General features: G+C 60.6%; 23 protein-coding genes. 6 read left to right on the top strand and 17 right to left on the bottom strand.

Annotated elements, in window-relative coordinates:
- The first annotated feature begins 19 nt into the window (after positions 1-19).
- A complete protein-coding gene (locus AB5Z09_RS03930; protein ID WP_005339809.1) occupies positions 20-502 on the top strand; it encodes a DUF1097 domain-containing protein in 483 nt (160 codons plus the stop codon).
- A gap of 1 nt (position 503) precedes the next feature.
- On the opposite strand, the gene AB5Z09_RS03925 is transcribed toward AB5Z09_RS03930, so the two are convergent.
- From AB5Z09_RS03925 to AB5Z09_RS03910, 4 genes are all read right to left on the bottom strand, one after another.
- A complete protein-coding gene (locus AB5Z09_RS03925) occupies positions 504-1,784 on the bottom strand; it encodes a sigma 54-interacting transcriptional regulator (protein ID WP_005339807.1) in 1,281 nt (426 codons plus the stop codon).
- Positions 1,781-2,299 carry a hypothetical protein gene (locus AB5Z09_RS03920; RefSeq protein WP_040070048.1) on the bottom strand — a complete coding sequence of 173 codons (519 nt, stop codon included), beginning with the start codon at positions 2,297-2,299 and terminating at the stop codon, positions 1,781-1,783. The genes AB5Z09_RS03925 and AB5Z09_RS03920 overlap by 4 nt, the downstream gene beginning before the upstream one ends.
- A gap of 5 nt (positions 2,300-2,304) precedes the next feature.
- Positions 2,305-3,705, bottom strand: coding sequence for a sensor histidine kinase (locus tag AB5Z09_RS03915; protein WP_368194692.1), 1,401 nt, complete (start codon positions 3,703-3,705; stop codon positions 2,305-2,307).
- 103 nt (positions 3,706-3,808) lie between these two features.
- Positions 3,809-3,901, bottom strand: a complete 93-nt coding sequence (locus AB5Z09_RS03910) for a YnhF family membrane protein (RefSeq protein WP_005339800.1) — start codon at positions 3,899-3,901, stop codon at positions 3,809-3,811.
- Between the two features lie 124 nt (positions 3,902-4,025).
- Here AB5Z09_RS03910 and AB5Z09_RS03905 point away from each other — a divergent pair, with 124 nt between their 5' ends.
- Positions 4,026-4,601 carry a 2-amino-4-hydroxy-6-hydroxymethyldihydropteridine diphosphokinase gene (locus AB5Z09_RS03905; RefSeq protein WP_368194677.1) on the top strand — a complete coding sequence of 192 codons (576 nt, stop codon included), beginning with the start codon at positions 4,026-4,028 and terminating at the stop codon, positions 4,599-4,601.
- On the opposite strand, the gene AB5Z09_RS03900 is transcribed toward AB5Z09_RS03905, so the two are convergent.
- Positions 4,527-5,231 (bottom strand): SDR family NAD(P)-dependent oxidoreductase, encoded by a 705-nt coding sequence (locus AB5Z09_RS03900; protein WP_368194676.1) that lies wholly within the window; start codon positions 5,229-5,231, stop codon positions 4,527-4,529. The genes AB5Z09_RS03905 and AB5Z09_RS03900 overlap by 75 nt on opposite strands.
- 162 nt (positions 5,232-5,393) lie before the next feature.
- Here AB5Z09_RS03900 and AB5Z09_RS03895 point away from each other — a divergent pair, with 162 nt between their 5' ends.
- A complete protein-coding gene (locus AB5Z09_RS03895; RefSeq protein ID WP_005356342.1) occupies positions 5,394-5,798 on the top strand; it encodes a CBS domain-containing protein in 405 nt (134 codons plus the stop codon).
- Here the strand turns inward: AB5Z09_RS03895 and AB5Z09_RS03890 are convergent.
- The gene (locus AB5Z09_RS03890) at positions 5,795-6,331 is read right to left on the bottom strand and encodes a DUF2301 domain-containing membrane protein (protein WP_368194675.1); all 537 of its coding nucleotides are present in this window, start codon (positions 6,329-6,331) and stop codon (positions 5,795-5,797) included. The genes AB5Z09_RS03895 and AB5Z09_RS03890 overlap by 4 nt on opposite strands.
- A gap of 87 nt (positions 6,332-6,418) precedes the next feature.
- On the opposite strand from AB5Z09_RS03890, the gene AB5Z09_RS03885 reads away from it, so the two are divergent.
- On the top strand, positions 6,419-7,183 hold the full coding sequence (locus AB5Z09_RS03885) for an ABC transporter substrate-binding protein (RefSeq protein WP_236288076.1): 765 nt from the start codon (positions 6,419-6,421) through the stop codon (positions 7,181-7,183).
- 63 nt (positions 7,184-7,246) lie between these two features.
- Here AB5Z09_RS03885 and asnC read toward each other — a convergent pair whose 3' ends face one another.
- Positions 7,247-7,708: a transcriptional regulator AsnC gene (asnC, locus tag AB5Z09_RS03880; RefSeq protein WP_005339783.1), complete on the bottom strand. Its 462-nt coding sequence runs from the start codon at positions 7,706-7,708 to the stop codon at positions 7,247-7,249.
- Positions 7,709-7,862: 154 nt separating this feature from the next.
- On the opposite strand from asnC, the gene asnA reads away from it, so the two are divergent.
- Positions 7,863-8,855 carry an aspartate--ammonia ligase gene (asnA, locus tag AB5Z09_RS03875; protein ID WP_368194674.1) on the top strand — a complete coding sequence of 331 codons (993 nt, stop codon included), beginning with the start codon at positions 7,863-7,865 and terminating at the stop codon, positions 8,853-8,855.
- A gap of 286 nt (positions 8,856-9,141) precedes the next feature.
- Here the strand turns inward: asnA and clpB are convergent, their stop codons facing one another.
- The 3 genes from clpB to rluD form a co-directional block, all read right to left on the bottom strand.
- Positions 9,142-11,715: an ATP-dependent chaperone ClpB gene (gene clpB / locus AB5Z09_RS03870; protein ID WP_064337531.1), complete on the bottom strand. Its 2,574-nt coding sequence runs from the start codon at positions 11,713-11,715 to the stop codon at positions 9,142-9,144.
- Positions 11,716-11,917: 202 nt separating this feature from the next.
- Entirely contained in the window at positions 11,918-12,655 is a 738-nt protein-coding gene (gene pgeF / locus AB5Z09_RS03865; RefSeq protein WP_368194673.1) for a peptidoglycan editing factor PgeF, read from the bottom strand.
- Between the two features lie 112 nt (positions 12,656-12,767).
- Positions 12,768-13,748, bottom strand: a complete 981-nt coding sequence (gene rluD / locus AB5Z09_RS03860) for a 23S rRNA pseudouridine(1911/1915/1917) synthase RluD (protein ID WP_005339771.1) — start codon at positions 13,746-13,748, stop codon at positions 12,768-12,770.
- Between the two features lie 117 nt (positions 13,749-13,865).
- Here rluD and AB5Z09_RS03855 point away from each other — a divergent pair, with 117 nt between their 5' ends.
- Positions 13,866-14,621 carry an outer membrane protein assembly factor BamD gene (locus tag AB5Z09_RS03855; RefSeq protein ID WP_019446583.1) on the top strand — a complete coding sequence of 252 codons (756 nt, stop codon included), beginning with the start codon at positions 13,866-13,868 and terminating at the stop codon, positions 14,619-14,621.
- A gap of 135 nt (positions 14,622-14,756) precedes the next feature.
- Here the strand turns inward: AB5Z09_RS03855 and AB5Z09_RS03850 are convergent, their stop codons facing one another.
- The 7 genes from AB5Z09_RS03850 to pntA all read right to left on the bottom strand — a co-directional run bounded on the left by AB5Z09_RS03850 (position 14,757) and on the right by pntA (position 23,757).
- Positions 14,757-16,085 carry a CoA-disulfide reductase gene (locus AB5Z09_RS03850; protein ID WP_368194672.1) on the bottom strand — a complete coding sequence of 443 codons (1,329 nt, stop codon included), beginning with the start codon at positions 16,083-16,085 and terminating at the stop codon, positions 14,757-14,759.
- Between the two features lie 98 nt (positions 16,086-16,183).
- On the bottom strand, positions 16,184-17,584 hold the full coding sequence (locus AB5Z09_RS03845; protein ID WP_368194671.1) for an L-cystine transporter: 1,401 nt from the start codon (positions 17,582-17,584) through the stop codon (positions 16,184-16,186).
- A 133-nt stretch (positions 17,585-17,717) separates the two neighbouring features.
- Positions 17,718-19,019: a serine dehydratase subunit alpha family protein gene (locus tag AB5Z09_RS03840; RefSeq protein WP_368194670.1), complete on the bottom strand. Its 1,302-nt coding sequence runs from the start codon at positions 19,017-19,019 to the stop codon at positions 17,718-17,720.
- Positions 19,020-19,040: 21 nt separating this feature from the next.
- Complete coding sequence (locus tag AB5Z09_RS03835) at positions 19,041-19,709, bottom strand: transcriptional regulator (RefSeq protein WP_181269842.1); 669 nt, start codon at positions 19,707-19,709, stop codon at positions 19,041-19,043.
- A gap of 147 nt (positions 19,710-19,856) precedes the next feature.
- Positions 19,857-20,636 (bottom strand): ABC transporter substrate-binding protein, encoded by a 780-nt coding sequence (locus AB5Z09_RS03830; RefSeq protein ID WP_201958759.1) that lies wholly within the window; start codon positions 20,634-20,636, stop codon positions 19,857-19,859.
- 98 nt (positions 20,637-20,734) lie between these two features.
- Positions 20,735-22,219, bottom strand: a complete 1,485-nt coding sequence (gene pntB, locus AB5Z09_RS03825) for a Re/Si-specific NAD(P)(+) transhydrogenase subunit beta (protein WP_005339759.1) — start codon at positions 22,217-22,219, stop codon at positions 20,735-20,737.
- 11 nt (positions 22,220-22,230) lie between these two features.
- Entirely contained in the window at positions 22,231-23,757 is a 1,527-nt protein-coding gene (gene pntA / locus AB5Z09_RS03820; protein WP_368194669.1) for a Re/Si-specific NAD(P)(+) transhydrogenase subunit alpha, read from the bottom strand.
- Between the last annotated feature and the right edge of the window lie 267 nt (positions 23,758-24,024).

The following is a 24,024-nucleotide window of genomic DNA, read 5'->3' as shown; positions in this document are numbered from 1 at the left end:
CCAACTGAAGAGTCGCCCCATGAGCCCACTGATCGCCATCGCCATCACCACTGGAATTCTCTCCGCCGTCTGGGGCTGGATTGCCGTCGCGTTCGGCCTTATCTCCTGGGTCGGCTTTCTCGGCTGCACCAGCTATTTCGCGTCAAGCGGCGGCTACAAGGCGCTGCTGCAGACCATCTTCTGCAACACCAGCGGCATGCTGTGGGCACTGCTGCTGATCCATGGCGACAGTCTGTGGGGAGCGGGTGTGGCGGGTTATGTGATGACGGGGGTGGTCGCCACCCTGATGTGTGTACAGGCCAAGCAGCAGTGGCTCGGCTACATTCCCGGCACCTTTGCCGGTTGCTGTGCCACCTTCGGAGCGGCTGGCGAGTGGCGGCTGATCCTGCCCTCCCTCATCATTGGCGCCTTGTTTGGTTACCTGATGAAGGCGAGCGGCCTCTGGCTCTCCCATAAAACTCAAAAAGCCGATGCCGCTCCGGCGGTGGTTGATCCCGCCTGATTTATCCCTTCGATTTGAAGTTTGCTGCTTCAATACCGTGCCGATTCAATAATTTGTAGAAATCGGTACGGTTTCTGCCCGCCATGTTGGCCGCCAGGGTCACATTGCCCTCGGTGGTGCGCAGCAAACGGATCAGATACTCCTTCTCGAATTCGGCCCGCGCCTCGTTGAACGAGGGGATGCCGCCGCCACCGCCGCTCAGGGCGGACTCCACCATGGAGACCCCGATCACCGGGCTGCAACAGAGGCTGGCGAGCTGCTCCACCACGTTGCAGAGCTGGCGCACGTTGCCGGGCCAGGCCGCGGCAGCCAGCATCGCCAGCGACTCGGGCGAAAATCCCATGGCGGCGCAGTCACTGTGGCGGCTACGGTAATCGTCGAGCGCCTGACGGGCCAGCAGGGGGATATCCTCGCTGCGGGCACTGAGAGACGGCAAGGTGATATTGGCGACGTTGAGACGGTAGAAGAGATCTTCCCGAAAGCGCCCCTCCTCCATCGCCTTGACCAGATCCTGATGGCTGGAGCTGAGCACACGCACCTCCGGCGTGCCCTGACCATACTCCTCCATCACCTGCAGCAGCTTGGCCTGCAGGGATTCGGAGAGGCTGCCAATCTCGTCGAGAAACAGGGTCGCCCCCTTGGCCTGCTCGAACAACCCTGACTGGCCATCTTCACCAAACAGCTGCAAGTCGAGTGACGCCCACGGAATGGCGGCGCAGTTGATGGTATGGAGCGGCTTGTCGCGCCGCTGGCTGGCCTGATGCAGCGCCTGCGCCATCGCCCCCTTGCCGGAGCCTGACGGCCCCATGATCAGCACCGGCACCTCCATGGTCGCAATGCTGTGGGCCTGGATCAGCAGCTGTTCCAGCTGGGGATTGCGGGTCAGGATCAGCGACTGCCACTCCTGCTGCTGTTTCGGCCGGGTCAGACTCAGCGCATGTTCGATGGTGGCGAACAGCTCATCCTTGTTGATGGGTTTGGTCAGAAAGCTGAAGACCCCGGAGCGGGTCGCCTGAATGGCGTCCGGGATAGTGCCGTGGGCGGTCATGATGATCACCGGCAAACCCAGCCACTGGGCCTGGATCCGCTCGAACAGCGCCAGCCCGTCCATGCCGGCCATCCGCAGATCGCTCAGTACCAGATCGGCCCGTTGCTGACGCAACCGGTCGAGAGCCCCTTCCGCGCTGTCGGCGGTATCCACTTCATAACCCTGACTGCGCAGCCGCATGCTCATCAGTTTGAGCAGGCTGACGTCGTCATCCACCAACAGGATCCGGCTCATGGTATTACCTCACGATTCTCGTTCAGCTTGCGCTGGTTGAGCTGGTCGTCGATAGCGGTCAGCTGCTCGATCTGGCGGCGCAGCCGCTGGATCTCCTGACTCTGGTCATCGCGACGGCTGTCGCGAGCCAGCAGCTGTTCGCCGAGGGCGATCCAGCTACGTAAAAAGGCCTGCGCATCGAGACCCAGTTCGGGCAGCATCTGCTTCAGGCGCGCCAGGCCGGCGGTGCGATTGGCCACCGACTCGGCGGGGTGGGAGTCCACCATGGCCAGACTGACCCGGCTCTCCAGATCGTCAGCCCCTTTCAGACGCTGACGCTCCTGCACCCGTTGCTGGGGGTGACTGGCCAGCAGCCAGTCGGAGTATTGCAGACGCACCTGCATCTCCTTGTTGGCAAACTCCATCCGCTTGGCAAAAGCGATATCGGAGGACTCCCGCTGTGCCTGTTGCGGCAGCAAGGAGCAACCCGCGAGCAGCCCTGCCATCAGAGCTGGAAATACGCGTTGTATCTTCATAGTCCTCATTTCAACGTCAACCTGAAACAGACATCAGCCTGTTCATCCTCTACCAGAACCAGTTCCCCCCCCAGGCTGTTGGCAGACTCGCGGGCGATGGAGAGGCCCATGCCCGAGCCTTTCAGGAGGCCTTGCCGCACAGTGCTGCCCTGCTCGAAGGGTTCAAAAATACGTTGCTGATCGGCCACGGGGATCTTGGGCCCCTCGTTGGCCACTTCCAGCCAGCTTATCTGTTCATTCTGCCCTGCCCTGATCCAGATATTGCCCCCGCTGACGCCGTAACTGACGGCGTTGGAGAAGAGGTTATCGAGGATCAGTCGTAGCCGGTAGGGCTCCGCCCACAGGGTAACCGGCACGGTCGGCAAGTGTACACGGATCTGCTTGGACTCCAATGCCAGCCGGTACTCGGTAGAAAGTTCCGACAACATCGGCAGCAGGGGGACAGGCTCCAGTTCGAAGGCCTCCTGCTGACTGAGCCGGTTGAAGTCGAGCAGCCGCTCGATCAGGGTCTGCAAACGCCGACTGTTCTCGTCGAGCATCTGGCAGATCTCCAGCTGATCCGGCGTCAAAGGCCCGACCAGCTGCTCGCAGAGCAGATCCGTCCCCTCCCGCAGCACCGCCAACGGGGTCTTGAGCTCGTGGGAAACATGGCGCAGAAACTGGTATTTCTGCAGCTCCAGCTCCTTGAGTTTGTCGTGCAGCCAGAGGATCCGCTCCCCCAGCAATACCAGCTCGGCAGGGCCGTCAACCGGCTTGGGATCGGGTTCGACCCCGGCTCCCAGGCTCAAGATGCGCGACTCAATCTGTCGTACCGGGTGAATGATGAGGTAGGTGAAGATAAAGACCATCAGCAGGCTGAGCGCCGCCACCGCTCCGCTCACCCACCAGAGCTCGCTGGTCAGTCCGGCGATGGTGAGCTGCACCCGATCCATGTGTTCGTCAACCCGGCTGCGGGTGACTATTTCGAGCTGCTTGTTGGCATCGTTGAACTGCTCCAGCTTGTCCCCCGCTACCGCCGCCCGGGCCAGCGCGGCATCCTGCAGGCTATCGAGCCAGGCCAGCCCCTGATCGAGCCCGCTGTAGAGCCGACCGTCGGTGATGGAGTTGCGGTGCTCCGCCAGCAACACCCGATACCCGTCGAGTTGCTGCTGGTAGCTGGTGAGACTGCGACGATCCCCCAGCACCGCGAAGCGGCGCAAGGTGCGTTCGATATCGATGGCTTGCGCCGTCAGCAGGGTAGCGCGGCGGGTATCCTTGACTGCCCGCTCCATCTCGTCGCTGGTGAGCTGACTGAGGTGGGCAAGGGAGGTGCTGTTGTGCCAGATCATGCCGCCCAGCGGCATCAACACCAGCACAAATCCCATCAATACCACCTGCAGCAGGGAGCGTGGGCGAACCTTGGTCATCATCTCTTCTCTTGCATTCTCACCGGTGCGCCAGCATAGCCGCACCGCCCCAAAAAACAAAACCGGCCAACAGGCCGGTTTGTATTATCTGGATTGTGGTGATTCACGCCAACGCGACAGAGGCCAGACAGATAATCATGATCATCGCCAGCGCGCCCGAGGCGGTCAACAGCGCCCATTTCAGCTCCACACTCATGCAAACCTCCTTTCTGCCAATCAGTGCCGGATCACAATAGATAAGACAATGTTAAGCCATAGTTAATCCGATAACCGTGAGCTGCGTATACATTTCAGATGAGCCCAACCCAGGGAAGGTGAGCATGTTCTATCTGTGTAGCATTGGTTCCAATCTTGACCCGCATATCCATGTCAGCCGGGTGCTGGCCGAGCTGCTTGCCAACGTCGGCCCCCTGCGGCTGAGTTCGGTGATCCGCACCAAGCCGGTGGGAATGCACTCCAGCCACGACTTTCTCAACTGTCTGCTGGTGGTGGAGAGCCCGCTCGATGCCGCCCGCCTCAAGCAGTACTTTGTCGCCCTTGAAGTGGCTCACGGCCGGGATCGCAGCGATCCGCTCTGCAAGGTGCACGATCGGCCGCTCGACATCGATATTCTGGCCAGCAACAGGAGCGGTGACCTTGCCTCGGCAGAGGTCGATTCCTATCTGGCGGAGCTGCTGGCCGAGCTCTATGGCCATGGCGAGGTGCATGACCCCAAGGTGGCGCTGCAAGTGACGCTCCCCGCCCCGTCGGGCAAGCTCAAACCCGGCAAAGGCTTGCTGACCCGGCTGGTCGGGCTGGAGCCGCTGGTGCTTGGCAAGCCTTCAGAGAGTGGCCAGCGCGCGCCCGCCATCTACCTTGATGCTGGCCCCCGTCATATAACTGTTCCCCATCAGTAACTGCACCGCCTGCCAGATGGGCTCAAGTCCCCCCTCCCGCGCCAGCGGTGTTTTCGCCAACACCTGCTGGCGCCATGCCTCGTCATGCTCGTCGAGAAACAGGATCGGCCCCGGCTCTATGGTGTTGACCCGCACCGCAGGCGCCAGCTCCCGGGCAAAGCTCATGGCCAGCGAATGGGCTCCCGCCTTGGTCGCCACATAGCTGGCAAAACGGGGGGCCGGGGCATGGATATAGATATCGGTGATGTGAATGATGCTGGCGTTGGGGTTGCTGGCAAGCTGAGGGGCCAGCGCCCAGTTTAGCTGGAAGGGGGCCGCCATGTGCACCCGGTAGAACTGCTCGAACTGGGCCAGTTGTGCAGCCGGATCAGTTGCCTGCGGCTCGAAGGCCGAGGCGTTGTGGATCACCAGCGTCAGATCCTGATGGGTCGCCAGCACATCGATCAGCTTGCCAACGTCCTCTTCCCGGCCAAAATCCGCCTGCACCAGTTCGACCCCCAGTACTGCCAGCGTGGCCAGCTCCGGCCGCTCGCTGCGATAACTGCCCGTCACCTGCCAGCCCGCTGCCACCAGTTGTTCACAGAGATAAAATCCGAGTCGACGGCCGCAGCCCGTAACCAATGCACGCATACGATCTCCTTTCCCTTTCATGGTCTTGCATGAACGAAGCCCGCCTGCCAGCGGATCACCGCCGATGGCTTGTGCCTATCAATCCCTGCGGCACAAGCCATTGGTCGCGGGCCCCCCGCCCGCGTCATAGTGGCGGCATCCCCCTCTTGCGGAGTCACCACCATGCTGAAAGTACACCACCACATGGGTCGCCTGACCCACTCCCTCACTGCCGGACTCGGCCTGGCAGAAGCGCTGGATCGCCTGCATCAATCGGGTCTTGGCGGCCTGCCGGTACTGGATGAGCAGAAACGGCTGATCGGCTTTCTTTCCGAACAAGATTGCATCCCCAGTCTGCTCACCGGCAGCTACCACTGCGATACCCGCACCCGGGTGGAGGATCTGATGAACCGCTCGCCCCTCTCGGTCGGGCCGGATGAGAGCATTCTGGATCTGGCTCGCCAGATGGCCGATGCCAAACCCAAGATCTACCCGGTGCTGCAACAGGGCAAGGTGATCGGCATCATCAGCCGCCGTCAGGTGATGCAGGCCCTCAACCAGCAGATGAAGGTGTGCCAGCAGACCTAGATCTGATAACGCCCCTTGTCACCGATATCGAAGTGCAGGGGCATTCGCCACTTGGCCAGCGCCAGCAAGGTCAACAGGGCCCCGCAGACCAGCGCCACCAGTGCGGCGGCCCACTCCACCCGCAACCACTCCAGCAGCCATAACGCCGGCAGCAATACGGGCACCAGCTTGATGCCGGGAATGGCGAAGCAAAACTGCTCCTTGAACGCCAGCCCGGAGAGGGTCGCCAACGCCGCCCCCAGCACCAGCGCATCCGGTGCCCCCACCGCTGCCAGAGCCAGTGCGCCCCACCCAAATCCCTGCAGAATCAGGCGAATCCGCTTGTCGTAGATATGCAGCGAGAAGCCGCATATTGCGCTTGTCACTGCCAGCGACATCAACCATTGTGCCGACGGGAGCAGTGCCATCCCGCTCAGCAGCGCCGCACCGCGGCAAAGCAGCAACAAGGCTGCCGCACTCAAGCCAAGGCGGTAGAGCGAGACGGTCAACTTGTCGATCCCGTCCAGCGGGCTCTCGATTTCAGGATTTGCCATAAACAGTCGCTTCTAACGGATCAGGTGCCATCCAATATACTGGAATCAGGTCTTGGAATATCTTCAAACGGGCTCAGGAGACGTAGTTTGCGTGTGATCCCCCTGTTTTGGTTGCTGTTTCCACTCGGATTGCCCGCCAAAGAGCTGGTGATCTGCGGCACCATGGAGCCCCCGCTCAAGTATCTCGATGCCGATCAGAAACCCCGCGGACTCGATATAGACATAGTCACCGCCATCTTCGACAAGCTGGAGACGCCCTTTCGGATCGAGCTGGCCGACTCCGGCGCCCGCCTCACCCGCAATGCCGAAACCGGCGCCTGCGATCTGGTCATGACCCACTCCTACAAGGCGGAGCGGGAGAGTTATCTCATCTATCCCCAACAGGCCCATCTTCGCCACAGCTGGCACTTCTTCGTGCGCAAGGCGGACCTGATGAAGATCCGCTACGAAACGCTGGCCGATCTCAAACCTTGGCGCATCGGCGTGACCAAGGATTTCTCCTACACCCCTGAACTGGCAGCGGCCATGACCGACCCGGCCTATCAGTTTCAGGAGATCACTATGAACCAGCTGCAACTGCGCAAACTGCTGGCCGGACGGATCGATACCGTACCCATGCCGCTGGTCACCGCCTTCACCCAGATCAAGGAAGAGGGGCTGACGGGAAAGATCGATTACCTGCCCAAACCGCTCAAGAGCAGTCCCTACTTCAACACCTGGGCCCGCGCACGGGCGGATGCACAGACCCCAGCCCTGATGGCCGCCTACGATGCCGAACTGCTGCGCATGAAGCGCAACGGCAGCCTCAAGGCCCTCTACGACAAGTACGCCATCCCCTATATCGAACCCTGATCAAGGGGTCAGGGTTTCGCACGGGAGATGGATCTCTACGCCCTACCCCTTATACAACCCACCTCAAGGCTTCACATCCCGCAGGATAGGGTTTTGCAGCGAGATCAGGGTTTCAGTGGACTGGATCTCGTCGATGGTCTGGATCTTGTTGATCAGCACTATCTGCAGCTCGTCGATGGAGCGGGTCATCACCTTCATGAAGATGCTGTAGTGGCCGGTGGTGTAGTAAGCCTCCACCACCTCGTCCAGCGCCTGCAGCTTGGCCAGTGCCGAGGGATAATCCTTGGCACTCTTCAGATTGATCCCGATAAAGCAGCAGACGTCGTAACCCAGCTTCTTGGGGTTAACCTGCACCCGTGTCCCCTCGATGATCCCCGCCTGTTTCATCTTCTCCACCCGCACATGGATGGTGCCCGGGCTGACCGCCAGTTGTTTTGCAAGTTCGGCGTAAGGGATTCGCGCATTTTCCATCAGAGCGGTGAGGATGGCCTGATCGAGATTATCGATCCGGTAATTTTCCGGCATTTTTTTGCACTCCCGTTGACGATACCTCATTAAATAACGGCTTATTTTGAAGAAAAAAATACATAAAGCCTATTTCTATTATCGAATATTGAATTTAATTGGCGATCCGTTGAAGAATCACCACATCCAACGGGGTTTGAAACAGGAATTCAGCATGAAACAGCACTACATTCGCAGCCAACAGCAGATCAGCTTCGTCAAAGAGATGTTCTCCCGCCAACTCGCCCAGCAACTGGGTCTGATGGAGGTGCAAGCCCCCATTCTGAGCCGGGTCGGTGATGGCACTCAGGACAACCTCTCTGGCCATGAGAATGCAGTGCAGGTCAAAGTGAAAACCCTGCCGGAGCACAGCTACGAAGTGGTTCATTCACTGGCCAAATGGAAGCGCCAGACTCTCGGTCGCTTCGGCTTCGGCCCGGGCGAAGGGATCTACACCCACATGAAGGCGCTGCGTCCGGATGAAGACAAGCTCACCCCCATCCACTCGGTCTACGTGGATCAGTGGGACTGGGAGAAGGTGATGCCGAGCGAGCGCCGCGATCTGGCCTATCTGCAGGAAACCGTGCGCGGCATCTGGGCCGCTATCAAGGCCACCGAGCGCGCGGTCTGTGCCGAGCATGAGCTGACCCCCTTCCTGCCGGCGGAGATTCAGTTCCTGCACAGCGAAGAGCTGCTGGCCCGTTACCCGGAGCTCGATGCCAAGGGGCGCGAGCGTGCCATAGCCAAAGAGCTGGGGGCCGTGTTCCTGATCGGCATCGGCGGTGCCCTCTCCCACGGTGAGCGTCACGATGTGCGCGCCCCCGACTATGACGACTGGAGCAGCTACAGCGAGCTGGGTCTGGCGGGTCTGAACGGTGACATTCTGGTGTGGAACCCGGTGCTGCAAGACAGCTTCGAGATCTCCTCCATGGGGATCCGGGTCGATGCCGAGGCGCTGCGCCGCCAGCTGGCTATCACAGGCGACGAGGATCGCCTGCAGTACGACTGGCATCAGGATCTGCTGGCCGCACGGATGCCGCAGACCATCGGCGGCGGCATCGGCCAATCCCGTCTGGCCATGTTGCTGCTGCAAAAAGAGCATATCGGCCAGGTGCAGGTCGGCGTCTGGCCAGCCGAGATGAAAGCTGCCGTGCAAGGCATGCTGTAACGAATGAAGGCCATGCCGGCGCCATCTCAGCCGGCATGGCAACAGGCAGGTGGCCGTCGGGGTTGAGCGAGCGCATCCCCGGCAGGCTGTAAGACGCAAGGCCGTTAGCGGCTTTGTTTCGAAATCGGGGGCTTGCCCCTGCGACCCGCTCAACCCACGTCAGGTCGCTTCACTACATTCCTCCCGGCAATCTTCGGATTGCCGTTTTTTTGCGCCCGAATCCCCGCCACCAGATATGACAACGCCAGCCCGAGGGCTGGCGTTGCAAACATCGACACGAGATCGGTTACTGGGTCATGGTGAGGCCGTTGCTGTCGGCTCCCAGCAACAGTTTCTTGCCGGGGACGATGCGGCCGGAGAGCAGGGCCTGCGCCAGCGGGTTCTCCACCTTCTGCTGGATCGCCCGCTTGAGGGGTCGTGCCCCGTAAACGGGGTCGAACCCGGCGTGAACCAGCTTGTTGAGCAGCGCTTCGCTCACCTCCACCTCGTAACCCTGAGCCTCGAGACGGCCCATCAGGCTCTTGAGCTGGATGCGGGCGATGGACTTGATGTGCTCCTCGCCGAGCGGATGGAACACCACGGTCTCGTCGATCCGGTTGATAAACTCCGGCCGGAAACTGCGGGTCAGCACATCCATCAGCATGGCCTTCATCTCGTCGTAATCCTTCTCGGAGTGGTGCTCCTGAATCAGATCCGACCCGAGGTTGGAGGTCATGATCACCACCGAGTTACGGAAATCGACGGTGCGACCCTGACCATCGGTCAGGCGGCCATCATCAAGCACCTGCAACAGGATGTTGAACACATCCGGATGCGCTTTCTCCACCTCGTCCAGCAGGATCACCGAGTAGGGACGACGGCGTACCGCCTCGGTCAGATAACCACCCTCTTCATAACCCACGTATCCGGGAGGCGCCCCCACCAGACGGGCCACGCTGTGTTTCTCCATGAACTCGGACATATCGATCCGCACCATGGCATCCTGGGTATCGAACAGGAACTCGGCAAGCGCCTTGCACAGCTCGGTCTTGCCCACCCCGGTGGGCCCCAGGAACAGGAAGGAGCCGATGGGGCGATTAGGATCGGAGAGACCGGCACGGGAGCGACGAATGGCGTTGGAGACGGCATCGACCGCCTCTTCCTGACCAATCACCCGGCTGTGCAGCTGATCTTCCATCCGCAGCAGCTTGTCGCGCTCCCCTTCCAGCATGCGGGCGACCGGAATACCGGTCCAGCGGGCCAGGACGTCTGCGATCTCCACATCGGTGACCCGATTGCGCAGCAGACTGGTCTCCTGCATCTCGGCTTGAGTGGCGAGATCCAGCTGTTTCTCCAGCTCCGGAATGCGGCCATATTGCAGCTCGGACATCCGGCCCAGGTCGCCTGCCCGGCGTGCCACATCGAGATCCTGACGGGCCTGCTCCAGCGCCGCCTTGATATGCTGGGTGCCGGCAAGGGCGGCTTTCTCGGCCTTCCATACTTCGTCCAGCTCGTTGTATTCCCGATCTTTTTCGCCAATCTCCTGATTGATCAGCTCCAGACGCTTGCGGCTGGCGTCGTCGTCCTCTTTCATCAACGCCTGCTGCTCCAGCTTGAGCTGGATGATGCGCCGCTCGAGGCGATCGAGCGCCTCAGGCTTGGAGTCGATCTGCAACCGGATGCTGGCCGCCGCCTCGTCAATGAGGTCGATGGCCTTGTCCGGCAGCTGGCGATCCGCAATGTAGCGGTGGGACAGCTGGGCCGCCGCCACGATGGCGGGGTCGGTGATCTGCACATGGTGGTGCAGCTCGTAACGCTCTTTCAAGCCGCGCAGGATGGCGATGGTGTCCTCCACGCTCGGCTCTTCCACCAGCACCTTCTGGAAGCGACGCTCAAGCGCGGCGTCTTTCTCGATGTACTGACGGTACTCATCCAGAGTAGTGGCACCGACGCAGTGCAGGTCGCCACGGGCCAGCGCAGGTTTCAGCATGTTGCCCGCGTCCATGGCCCCTTCGCCCTTGCCGGCGCCGACCATGGTGTGCAGCTCGTCGATAAAGAGGATGACGTTGCCCTCCTCCTTGGCGAGATCGGTCAGTACGGCCTTGAGCCGCTCTTCAAACTCGCCGCGATACTTGGCACCGGCCACCAGCGCCCCCATGTCCAGCGACAGCACCCGCTTGTTCTTGAGCCCTTCCGGCACTTCGCCGTTGATGATGCGCTGGGCCAGCCCCTCGACGATGGCGGTCTTGCCGACGCCGGGAGCACCGATCAGCACGGGGTTGTTCTTGGTACGGCGTTGCAGCACCTGAATGGTGCGGCGGATCTCGTCATCACGGCCGATCACCGGGTCGAGCTTGCCGATCTCGGCCCGCTCGGTCAGATCGATGGTGTACTTCTCCAGCGCCTGGCGGTTCTCCTCGGCGTTGGCATCTTCCACCTTCTTGCCGCCACGCACCTTGTCGATGGCCGCTTCGAGTTTTTCCTTGGTCAGCCCCTGAGCGCGCAGCAGCTCACCCAGCGTTCCCTTGTCGTCGAGGGCAGCCAGCACGAACAGCTCGGAGGAGATGAACTGATCCTTGCGCTGCTGGGCCAGTTTGTCGCAGACATTGAGCAGGCGGCCGAGGCCGTTGGAGAGCTGCACGTCCCCTTCCACGCCGCTGACGCGCGGCAGGCGATCCAGCTCCTCACCGAGACGGGAGCGCAGGGCATTGATATCCATCCCGGTCAGGGTGAGCAACGGACGGATGGAGCCGCCATCCTGATTGACCAGCGCGGTCATCAGGTGAACGGGTTCGATGAATTGGTGGTCACGACCCAGCGCAAGAGACTGGGCATCGGAAATAGCAATCTGGAATTTGCTGGTAAGGCGATCGAGGCGCATTGCACTCCCCCTTCAAACAGGCAGACGCCGCTTGCGCGGCAAACAACATAACTTTCTGAGATGAAAGATGAGGCCCGTACGGGCTATTTCAAGGGCATGGGCTGGTTATTTTTTCTGCAAAGCGGGGAGAGGGCAGAATCCCCGCCTCTCTCATACGGATCTGTTTTTGAGAGAAACGGGTTATTACTTGGCGGGTGATTGCTTAGCGGGCCAACCAGATGAGGGAGGCCATCCGGCCGGTCTGGCCGTCGCGACGATAAGAGTAGAACTGCTCGCTATCGCTGAAGGTGCAATATTCGCCGCCATAGACGGCGGTAACGCCAGCACGGGCGAGGCGCAACCGCGCCAGCTGGTAGATATCCGCCAACCATTTGCCGTCGTTGGACGAAGGGACGAACGCCGCTTCTGCTTCAGCCTGCTCAGCCATAAAGGCCTCGCGCACCTCGCCACCCACTTCAAATGCTGTGGGGCCGATGGCCGGGCCCAGCCAGGCCAGGATCTTGCCCGGCTCGCAGCCCATGGCGGCGATGCTCGCCTCCAGCACGCCCTCTTTCAGGCCACGCCAGCCCGCGTGGGCGGCAGCCACTACGGTACCCGCCCGATCGCAGAACAACACCGGCAGACAGTCAGCAGTCATCACGATGCAGGCCTGATCCGCCTCATGGGCGCAGGCGGCATCAGCATCCGTCACCTGCTGATAATGGCTGCTGACCTGATGAACCACGGTGCCGTGCACCTGATTGAGCCAGTTGAGGGGCCCCGGGATGGCAGCCGCCTGCTGCAGCCGCGCCCGATTGGCCTCGACTCGCGCCGGTTCGTCACCCACGTGGGCGCCCAGATTGAGACCGACAAAGACCCCTTCACTGACGCCGCCATCCCGGGTGGTCGACAACGCCCTGACACACGCCGGGGCTGGCCAGTCGGGTTCGATCCATTTCATCTGTGACTCCTTCAATTCACCGATATAAAAACGGGGCTCCTGCAAGGGAACCCCGATTGGCATCTATTCGGGCCGGATGACGCCAGAAACCGACGCAGCAGGCCCTATCGCATCAGTTCCAGACTAAATCATCCGGATTGGCGAGAGTATCCGCGCGCAGCACTTCCATCAGCTCCACCATGTCTTGCGGTGTAGCTGAATGCCACTGCATCACTTCACCCGTGATGGGGTGAGCCAGTTGCAGCATGGTGGCATGCAGCGCCTGACGGTTGAAGTTGCGCAGTGCCTGGGTCAGCTCGGGGGTCGCGTTGCGCAGCGGGCGCAGACGGCCACCGTAAGCGGGATCGCCCACCAGCGGGTGTTTGATGTGCGCCATGTGGACACGGATCTGGTGGGTACGGCCGGTCTCCAGACGCAGACGCAGGCGGGTGTGGCCACGGAACTTCTCGTGCACCCGGTAGTGGGTCACGGAAGGACGACCATTGGGCACCACGGCCATATGGGTACGCTGGGTCGGGTGACGGCCGATGGGCGCATCGACGGTGCCACCTGCGGTCATGTGACCGATGGCGATCGCTTCGTACTCACGGGTGATCTGGCGCGCCTGCAGCGCTTCCACCAGATGGGTCTGTGCGGGTACGGTTTTGGCAACCACCATCAAGCCTGTGGTGTCTTTATCCAGACGGTGCACGATACCGGCGCGAGGTACCTCGGCAATGCCGGGGTAGCGGTGCAGCAGGGCGTTGAGGATGGTGCCATCCGGCGTACCTGCGCCCGGGTGAACCACCAGACCGGCCGGTTTGTCGATCACCAGAATGTGTTCATCTTCATAAACAATGTTGAGCTCGATATCCTGGGCATCCCAGCGGGTATCATCTTCCAGCTCGACATTCACATGCACCTGCTGCCCGGCCAGAATCTTCTCGCGCGGGGTGTTGGCAACCTGACCGTCCAGGGTCACTCTGTCCTGTAAAATCCACTCCTTGATGCGGGTGCGGGAGTAGTCTGGAAACAATTCGGCCAGGGCCTGGTCGAGTCGCTGCCCGAATTGGTGATCCTGGAATTCGCCTGTCAGTTCAATATGCTGGCTCATGTATGGTCTCTTGAGCGGGGGGTATCAATTCGAAATAATCCGGGTATTCTAGCTTTTCTTTTAGCCAAGCATAACGGATACTTTGCCAATTTCGTGGAAATGGACCGGATGTTGTTGATGGGAAAGAAGTCTCACCTGCTGATGTCGCTCGCCTTGGTCGCTACCTTGATCACAGGCTGTTCCAGCACCAAACCCAAGGTACCCGACGAACCGCCGGAGACCCTGTACCAGAAAGCACGCCTCAAACTGGACGTTGGCAATTACGTGCAAGCCACTGAATTGCTGGAGGCTTTGGACTCTCGCTACCCGTTCGGCGCCTACTCCAACCAGGTGCAGCTTGACCTCATCTATGCCTACTACAAGCAGGATGATACCGCTCAGGCGATCGCCAATATCGACCGTTTTATCCGCCTCAATCCGGCGCATAAAAATATCGATTACGTCTTCTATATGCGCGGCCTGACCAACATGGCGGCGGATTACAACTTCTTCCAGAGCCTGTTCGGTATCGATCGGGACGACAAAGACCCGGCTTATGCCCGTCAGGCATTCCAGGACTTCAAGACTCTGCTGCAAAACTACCCCAACAGCGTCTATGCCGCCGATGCCCGTGCGCGCATGATTGGCCTGAAGAATCGTCTGGCCCGATATGACCTGAGCGTGGCCGAGTATTACGTGAAGCGTGATGCACTGGTCGCGGCCGCCAACCGGGCCAAGCTGATTGTCGAAACCTACCCCGACACAGCCGAAACCGAGAAGGCACTGGAGATCATGGTCGAGTCTTACGACGCCCTGAAGATGCCTCAGCTGGCCAAGCATGCCCGCGAAGTGCTGGCCAAGAACTACCCGGAGAACCGCCTCGGCCGTGGCTGAGTGATACGGATAAACCGGTAACAAAAAACCGATGCCAAGGCATCGGTTTTTTTATCGCTGCAATTTACCCTCAGCTATTACCCGCAGATTGCTCTGCAGAGCAGAATCTGCGTAACGACGCAGTCATCGCAACGCTTACTTCGCGACGTTACCCGCCACGTTCAGGGCATCCCAGGTGCGGGAGAAGGGCGGCGCGTAGGCAAAATCCAGCATGCCGAGCTGATCGGTGGTCACTCCCATGGTGATGGCCACCGCCAGCGCGTCGATGCGGTGGACCGCCCCCTTGCGACCGAGGATCTGGCCGCCCAGCAGCCGCTTGCTGCCCGCCTCATAGACCAGCTTGACGTGAATGTCGGACTGGCCCGGGCAGTAGTTGGTATGGCACTTGTCCTTGATCACCACAGTGCGATAGTCGATGCCCATCGCCTTGGCTTCCTGCTCGGAAAGACCGGTACGGCCCGCCTCCAGCCCCAACACCTTGAGCGCGGCAGAGCCGAGGGTGCCCGGGAACTCCTGCTCGGCCCCCGCCAGGTTCTCACCCACCATGCGCCCCAGCTTGTTGGCGATGGTGGCGAGCGGCACATAGACCTGCTGCTGCTTCACGCTGTGCCAGACGCTGGCACAGTCACCGGCTGACCAGACGTTGGCGAGCGAGCTGCGCCCCTGACGATCCACCTTGATTGCGCCGTTGCCGAGCCGCTTGATGCCGGTGTCGGCCAGAAACTCGGTGTTGGGCTTGACCCCGGTGCAGACCACCACGATATCGGCCTCGTGCTCGCCATGGCTGGTTCGCACGCCGGTCACCCGACCATCCCCCAGCAGTGCTTCAACTCGCTCACCCAGATGGAGAGAGACCCCCTGCTCGCGCAGTTCGGTTTCAATGTGCTGGGTGATCTCGCCATCAAACGCGTCGGGGATGACCCGCTCCGCCAGCTCGATGAGACGCACCTCTTTGCCCTGATGGACCAGCGCCTCGACCACCTCCAGCCCAATAAAGCCGGAGCCAATCACCACGGCGCGGCGATTGTTCTTGTCTTGCACCGCCGCCTTCAGCGCCAGCCCGTCGGCCATCCGGCGCAGACCAAATACCCCTTGCTGCTGCAGACCGGGGATGGGGGGCATCACTTCGCGGGCACCGGTGGCAATCATCAAGCGATCGTAGCGATCGGTGAAGGTGTCGCCGTTGTGCTCCACCACCAGAGTCTGGGCAGCCGCATCGACGCTCAGCACCCGATGGCCAATCTTGACCTCGATCCCCTTGGCGGCGAACTGCTCCGGGGTGAACTCGGCCATGTAACCGGGCTCCTGAAACTCGTCACCGACGAAGTAAGGCAGGCCGCAGGCACCGAAAGAGATCACCTCGGAGGCCTCATACACCACGATTTCGGCATCGATGGCCAGACGGCGAGCCTTGGCGGCCGCACTCATACCGGCGGCTTCGCCACCGATGATCAGAATTCTCATAGTTTTTCCTCTCAATGGCGCAGGGAGGGCATGCCCTCCCTGCGGTCTATGACGGGAAAGAGTCGCCCCTTTCCACGGGCAGATCAACCGACAGCAAATCAGACGGTAGACTCTTCGCCGTCCAGACTCACTTCGTGATCGCTGTTGAACACATGCATGTCGGTCTCGCCCATCAGACGGCTGGTGACCGTCCCTGCGGTGATGGAACCGGAAACGTTGAGCGCGGTACGGCCCATGTCGATCAGTGGCTCGATGGAGATGAGCAGACCGGCCAGCGCCACCGGGAAGTCCAGCGCGGAGAGCACGATCAGCGCGGCAAAGGTGGCGCCACCGCCAATCCCGGCCACCCCGAAGGAGCTGACGGTGATGATGGCGATCAGGGTCATGATAAAGCCGGGATCCATCGGGTTAACCCCAACGGTCGGGGCAATCATCACGGCCAGCATGGCCGGATAGATACCGGCACAGCCGTTCTGGCCGATGGTGGAACCGAAGGAGGCGGCGAAGTTGGCGATCCCCTCAGGAATACCCAGCGACTTGGTCTGGGTCTGCACGTTCATCGGGATGGAGCCCGCACTGGTGCGCGAGGTGAAGGCAAACGCCAGCACCGGAGTGATCTTCTTGAGGAAGCGCAGCGGGTTGATGCCGACCATGCTCACCAGCAGCAGGTGCACGACAAACATGATGGCGATGGCGCCGTAAGAGGCCATCACAAAGCTGAGCAGGTTGAGGATGTCAGCATAGTTGGAGCCGGAGACCACCTTGGTCATCAGCGCCAGTACGCCAAACGGGGTTAGGCGCAGCACCAGAGTCACCATTCGCATTACGATGGCATGAGCCACGGCCACGAAGTGGCTGAAGCTGGCGAAGATCTCCGGCTTCTTGCGGGCGATGCCGGTGGAGGAGAGGCCGATGAAGATGGAGAAGATCACCACGGCGATGGTGGAGGTCTTGCGCGCCCCGGTCATGTCGAGGAAGGGGTTGGCGGGAATGAACTCCAGCATCATCTTGGCGAAAGACATGCTCTCGACGCTGCCGAGGGTGGTCTGCAGCGCGGCGCCACGGGCGCTCTCGGCGGCACCGGAGGTGAGCCCTTCAGCGGTCAGGCCAAACAGGTTGGACATCAGGATTCCCGCCCCGGCGGCGATGGCGGTGGTAAAGATCAGCACGCCTATGGTCATGGCGCTGATCTTGCCCAGCGCAGTGCCACCATTGAGCTTCAAGATAGCGCTGATGATGGAGACCATGATGAGCGGGATGATGATCATTTGCAGCAGCTTCACATAGCCGCTACCCACGATATCCAGATAGTCGATGGTCTGAACAATGACGGACGAACCAGCACCGTAAAGCAGTTGCAACGCGGCGCCGAACAGAATACCGAGCCCCAGACCGGCAAATACCCGGCGGGTGAAGCTCACATGTTTTTCCTGTAACCGGTAGAGAAAGAACAGCAAGATGGCGGCGATGGCCAGATTGCCGATAACGCTAAATGTCATGGTATGACTCCCCAAAAAGCGGGCTTGCGCCCGAGAAACAAGAGCAAGCGCCATGCTTGCCCTGGCAACCGTGTCATACGGTCTGCGCCGTCGTGACAAGAACAAGGGGGTCTATCGCCCCCTTGTCACAGATTCACTGCTTCTGCTGTTTCGCTCGCATGATGTTGATGATCTCGATGTCGGTATCCAGCATCCCCTCTTTGGAGAGGCGGCCCAGATTGGCGATGGTCTGGTCCACATCGTCGGAGACGATCCCCTCGCTCTGGGGGACATGCAGGTTGTTGATGGCCATCAGCGAAGACTTAACCGCCGCCGAGGTGGAAGTGGAGACCTTCATGGAGCAGGCGCTGCCCGCGCCGTCGCAGATGATGCCGGAGACATCGCCAATCATGTTGTTGATGCAGTGGCTGATCTGCTGATACTGGCCGCCCAGCAGCCAGGTGATGGCGGCACCGGCCCCCATGGCGGCGGTACTGGCGGCGCAGAGGGCCGACAGCTTGTTCTGATAGGTCTTGATGTAGATGGCCACCAGATGGCTCATCACCAGTGCCCGGGTCAGCTGCTCGTCGCTCGCCTTGAGGAAGCGGGCAGCCGCGACCACAGGCATGGTGGCGGCAATGCCCTGATTGCCGGAACCGGAGTTGGACATGGCGGGCAGCATGGCGCCATCCATTCGCGCATCGGAGGCGGCGGAGGAGAGGCGCATCGCCAGCGTCATCAGGTCATCGGAGAGCAGCTTGCGCTCCACCTGTTCGGTGAGGATCTTGCCGATCTTCAGGCCGTAGCCCTGTAACCCTTCGTCCGCCAGCGCTTGATTCATGGTGGCGGCCTCGCGGATAAAGTCGATCTCCGCCAGCGGCACTTCCAATGCAAAATCGACGATCTCCCGCAGGGTCATGGCCGGTTTGGCGGATTTGGCTGGCTGGATCTGCACGCCGGGGGCACTGGCCTGCTCCATCAGCACCTCGCCATCCTTCTCCATCAGGATGATGCGGGTGTGGTCTGTACAGATCACCACCCGGGCACTATGACCCTCCACTTCGGCCAGCACCTCGGCGTAGAGCACATCCGGTACATCCTTCACATCCACCTTGATGACCGGCAGCAACGCCTTGGCCGCTTCCACCTGTTCTGGTGTGAGGGTCTTGAGCACCTCCAGCCCGGCATCGGGATTGCCCCCTGTGATGCCGACCGCAGCGGCGACCGGCAGACCGATCATGCCGGTACCCGGCACCCCGACCCCCATGCCGTTCTTGAACAGATTGCCACTGACCCAGACGCTGATGCTAGTCGGGGTCTCCCCCAGCAGCTTGCGGCAGTTGGCCGCCGCCAGCGCCACCGACATCGGCTCGGTACAGCCCAGGGCCGGCACCACTTCACGCTTGAGCAGGGTAATAAAGTCGGTCCATTGTGCTTTCATCGCAGTGTTTCTCATGTTCAGGGTGCCCGCAGGCAGTTATTGCTTGTTCAGATCCGCCTTGTGGTTGCGGATATGCAGATAAACAGTATGACGGGAGATGCCGAGCATCCGGGCAACCAGCTGGGCCGCCTCCTTGATCTCGAAGATCCCCATGTCGAAGAGCCGGGTCACTATCTCCTTGTTGCGCACCGTGCAGGAGAGCGAATCGTCCCGATCCACCTTCTCAATCACCTGGGTCACCAGATCGTCCACCGAGCTGGCAAAAGTCTCGTTGTTGAGCGGCGCTGGTGCCGCTGGCAACGCAAAAGTATCGAGCAGGCTGCCAAGGGAGGTATCCAGACTGAAGTTCACGCAGAGCATGCCGATGGGCTTGCCCTGCCGGTTGCTGATGGTGATGGAGGAGGACTTCATCAGCGTCCCGTCGCGGGTACGGCTGAAGTAGCTGCTCCACTGGCTGCCCGCCTCCCCCTGCAAGCGGTTGAGGGCAAAGTCGGTGACCGGCGCCCCCTCCCGACGACCGGTGACATGGCCGTTGGCAATCTTGATGACCGATGCATCCAGCGTATCGAACGCATGCAACACCACCTCGCACCCTGCGCCAAACAGCGCGGCCAGCGCATCGACTGCGGGCTCGAAACTGGCGATCAGATGACGTTCTTCATCCGTTAACGAATTGATCTGGTCAGTGGTGGCTGCTGTGGACATATATGAGTAACTCTGAGTAAACCGCAGTTGATTCTACTATCAACAAGATCAACTAATGTTGAGCGGCATCCCCTTTTTGTTCGCCATTATGCCCACCTTTTAACAAAGTGCGACAAATTGTGAAGCTGCGCACAGCAGGGCGGCAACTCAGAGGTGATAGCGGGCCAGCAGTTGCTTGTAGGCGGGAGTCTGTTTGAATGCCTTGAGGGCAGAGGAGAAGCGGATAGCCAGCTGGTCGTGGCCGGGCTTGTGGGTAAACGCGAGGAAGTTGCGGTTGTCGTCGGTCAGCAGGCGCGAGCCGTGGTTCACCTGATCCTGCAACCCCTGGGTATGCAGCAGATAACGACCGACCCGCTCGTTGAGCACCACCCCGTCCAGCCGACCGGCCATCATCAGATGCAGCTGTTTGATGGCATTCCCCTCCCCCGTCATCGGCATCCGGATCACCCCGGGATCGGTCAGAAAATCGGGGCTGTAGGCATAATCTTCCTGAATACCTATCCGCAGACCCTTGAGGTCGGAGAGCTGTTTGAAATCCACCGGACGAGCCGATGGATAGAAGAGCACTTCACCGCTGTAAGAGAGCGGCTCTTCGGGGTAGTGGAGCCACTGCTGACGGGAAGGTTCAAAGAAGACATCGAGCACCGCATCCCCCTGCCTGAGACGGGCCTGCTGCAGAACCCGCTTCCAGGGCAGCACCCTGATTTCGGTGCGATAACCCATCTGGCGCAACACGGTACAGGCCAGATCGAGATCGGCGCCGGCCAGCTCGCCATTGTCACCACGCATCACATAAGGGGGCCACAGCTCGGTCAGCAGCGTCAGAGTCGGCGGCTCGTCCGCTGCTACGGCCGAACCAGCACCAAACAGGAAGGCCAGCAGCCAGCCGTACAACCCGATCCTTCGCCAACCCTGACACCACATCATGGAGATCCCTCATGGTCCGTATGGATTGAGGATATACAAGGGATGGGCAATAAAAAAGGAGGCCGAAGCCTCCTTGATATTCACTCTCTGAGTGGCACTTACAGTGCTTTCAGGATTGCCTCGACGCTGGCCTTGGCATCGCCAAACAGCATCTGGGTATTTTCCTTGAAGAACAGTGGGTTCTGGACACCGGCGTAGCCAGTGTTCATGGAGCGCTTGAAGCCGATGACGTTCTGCGCTTTCCATACTTCCAGCACCGGCATACCGGCGATCGGGCTGCCCGGATCTTCCATCGCGGCCGGGTTAACGGTGTCGTTGGCACCGATCACCAGCACGGTATCGGTATCGGCGAAGTCGTCGTTGATCTCGTCCATTTCCAGCACGATGTCATACGGGACTTTCGCTTCCGCCAGCAGCACGTTCATGTGGCCAGGCAGACGACCGGCAACCGGGTGGATACCGAAACGCACCTTGACGCCGCGATCACGCAGCTTCTGGGTGATCTCGGCAACCGGATACTGGGCCTGCGCCACCGCCATACCGTAGCCCGGGGTGATGATGACGGAGCTGGAGTTCTTCAGCAGGTCAGCCACTTCCTCGGCGCTGGTTTCGCGGTATTCGCCCATCTCCTGATCAGCCGTGGAGGCCACGCCATCGGAGCCGAAGCCACCGGCGATCACGGAGATGAAGGAGCGGTTCATCGCCTTACACATGATGTAAGAGAGGATCGCACCGGAGGAACCCACCAGAGCGCCGGTGACGATCAGCAGGTCGTTGGAGAGCATGAAGCCCGCCGCCGCTGCCGCCCAACCGGAGTAGGAGTTCAGCATGGAGACTACCACCGGCATGTCTGCGCCACCGATGGAGGCAACCAGATGCCAGCCGAAGGCGAAGGCGATCAGGGTCATCACCAGCAGGGCGAAGGTAGAGCCGCCCGCGTTGACGAAGTAGACCATCAGCGCCAAAGAAGCAACCACGGCCAGCAGGTTCAGCTTGTGGCGATGCGGCAGCATCAGCGGCTTGGAGGAGATCAGACCGCGCAGTTTGCCGAAGGCAACCACGGAACCGGTAAAGGTTACGGCACCGATGAAGACGCCCAGGAAGATCTCGACCAGGTGGATGTTCAGCATGGCGCCGGTCAGGTGCTCGACCTGAGCAACGCTGTTGGCCTGCTCGAACGCCGCACGGGCGGCTGCCAGGGTGGCATCCAGATTGGAACCGACGGAGACGACGACCTCAGCAGGTGCGGAGGGGTGCAGATCGATGAAGCTGTTGAAGCCCACCAGCACTGCCGCCATACCCACGAAGCTGTGCAGCACAGCCACCAGCTCGGGCATCTCGGTCATTTCGACCTTGAGTGCCAGACGCACGCCGATGGCACCGCCGATCACCATGGCCAGGATGATCCAGTGAACACCACTGGTCTCCGGGTTGAATACGGTGGCGAGCAGGGCGATAGCCATACCCGCGATACCGAACAGGTTGCCATGCTTGGCCGTTTCTTGCTTCGACAGTCCCGCGAGACTGAGGATGAAGAGCACGGCGGCAACGATATAGGATGCTGTTACCAGTCCTTGAGACACGTTAAACCCCCTTAATCCTTACGGAACATCTTCAGCATGCGCTGAGTGACGGTGAAGCCGCCGAAGATGTTGATACTGGCAATCAGCACGGCGATGAACGCCAGCGCGGTGACCAGGGTCGACCCTTGCCCGATCTGCAGCAGGGCACCGACCACGATAATGCCGGAGATGGCATTGGTGACCGACATCAGCGGCGTGTGCAGGGCGTGAGAGACGTTCCACACCACGTAGTAACCGACCACACAGGCCAGGATGAATACGGTGAAGTGGGAGAGGAAGGCTGCCGGGGCAACGGAGGCGATCCAGCCGAAGGCGGCGATACCGATGGCACCGAACACGAACTTCTTGTTGGAGGGCTTGGCCTCTTCCTTCTTGGCTGCCGGTTTGGCGGCGGCCGGTTTCTGCGGGGCAGCAGAGACAGAGATGGCGGGCGGCGGGAAGGTCACTTCACCGGCCTGGATCACCGTCATGTTGCGCTGAACCACGTCTTCGAAGTCGATGGCAATGTTGCCGTCCTTCTCCTTGCACATCAGCTTCATCAGGTTGACCAGGTTGGTACCGTAGAGCTGGGAGGATTGGGCAGGCAGACGACCCGGCAGATCGGTGTAACCGATCACCTTGACGCCGTTGTCGGTGACATGCAGCTCACCCGGCACTGTGTATTCGCAGTTACCGCCAGCCTGAGCGGCCATGTCCACGATGACGGAGCCCGGCTTCATGCTGTCGACCATCTCTTTGGTGATCAGCTTGGGAGCCGGCTTGCCCGGGATCAGGGCGGTGGTGATGATGATGTCCACCTCTTTGGCCTGCTGGGCGAACAGCTCCATCTCGGCCTTGATGAACTCATCGGACATGACTTTGGCGTAACCATCGCTGGATGCACCGTCTTCGCCACCGAAGTCCAGCTTGAGGAATTCCCCACCCATGGATTCGATCTGCTCGGCCACTTCCAGACGGGTATCGAACGCACGCACGATGGCACCGAGGGAACCGGCCGTACCGATGGCAGCCAGACCGGCCACACCGGCACCGATCACCAGTACCTTGGCAGGCGGCACTTTACCGGCTGCGGTGATTTGACCGGTGAAGAAGCGACCGAACTGGTGCGCAGCTTCAACCACGGCGCGATAGCCACCGATGTTGGCCATGGAGGAGAGGGCATCGAGGGACTGGGCACGGGAGATCCGCGGCACCATATCCATCGCCATCACATTGATGTTGCGCTCGGACAGCTTCTTGACCAGCTCAGGGTTCTGGGCAGGCCAGATGAAGCTCACCAGAGTGGCGCCATCTTTAATTTGTGCGATCTCGGCATCGGTCGGCGCATTGACCTTGAAGATAAGGTCGGCTTGCCAGACATTCGGCACCACGCTGGCACCGGCAGCCTCGAAGGCGGCATCATCGAAGCTGGCCGACAGGCCTGCGCCGGTCTCGATGGCGACCTCGAAGCCGAGCTTTTTCAGCTGCTCGACGGTAGCCGGGGTCGCTGCGACCCGGGTCTCACCGGCGAGACTCTCTCTCGGTATTCCAATCTGCATGACTATTCCCTGATGGTTAATAAACAATCGCTGCCCAGTGTCTCACTTCTGACGAAACAAGACATGACCAAAGTGCAGGTCCAGGGCTCTTTGTTATGAAAATCAGTAGGCTTTACCTCAACCTCCTGTCATGGTCAGGCCCCCGCTTTTCAGGCGCGAAGGTGATTAGTATCAAATTTTGGAGTTTTATTACAACCGCAGTCCCGACGGCACTCGTACAGAATTCAGCCCATCCCTGGCTACGATTAAAAAAAACAAACCAAATTA

Origin of the sequence: Aeromonas sp. R2-2 (genome assembly GCF_040908355.1) — a bacterium.
Taxonomy (GTDB): Bacteria; Pseudomonadota; Gammaproteobacteria; order Enterobacterales; family Aeromonadaceae; genus Aeromonas; species Aeromonas veronii.
The sequence above is the reverse complement of the archived record's forward strand: the minus strand, read 5'-3'. Positions and strand labels throughout refer to the sequence as shown.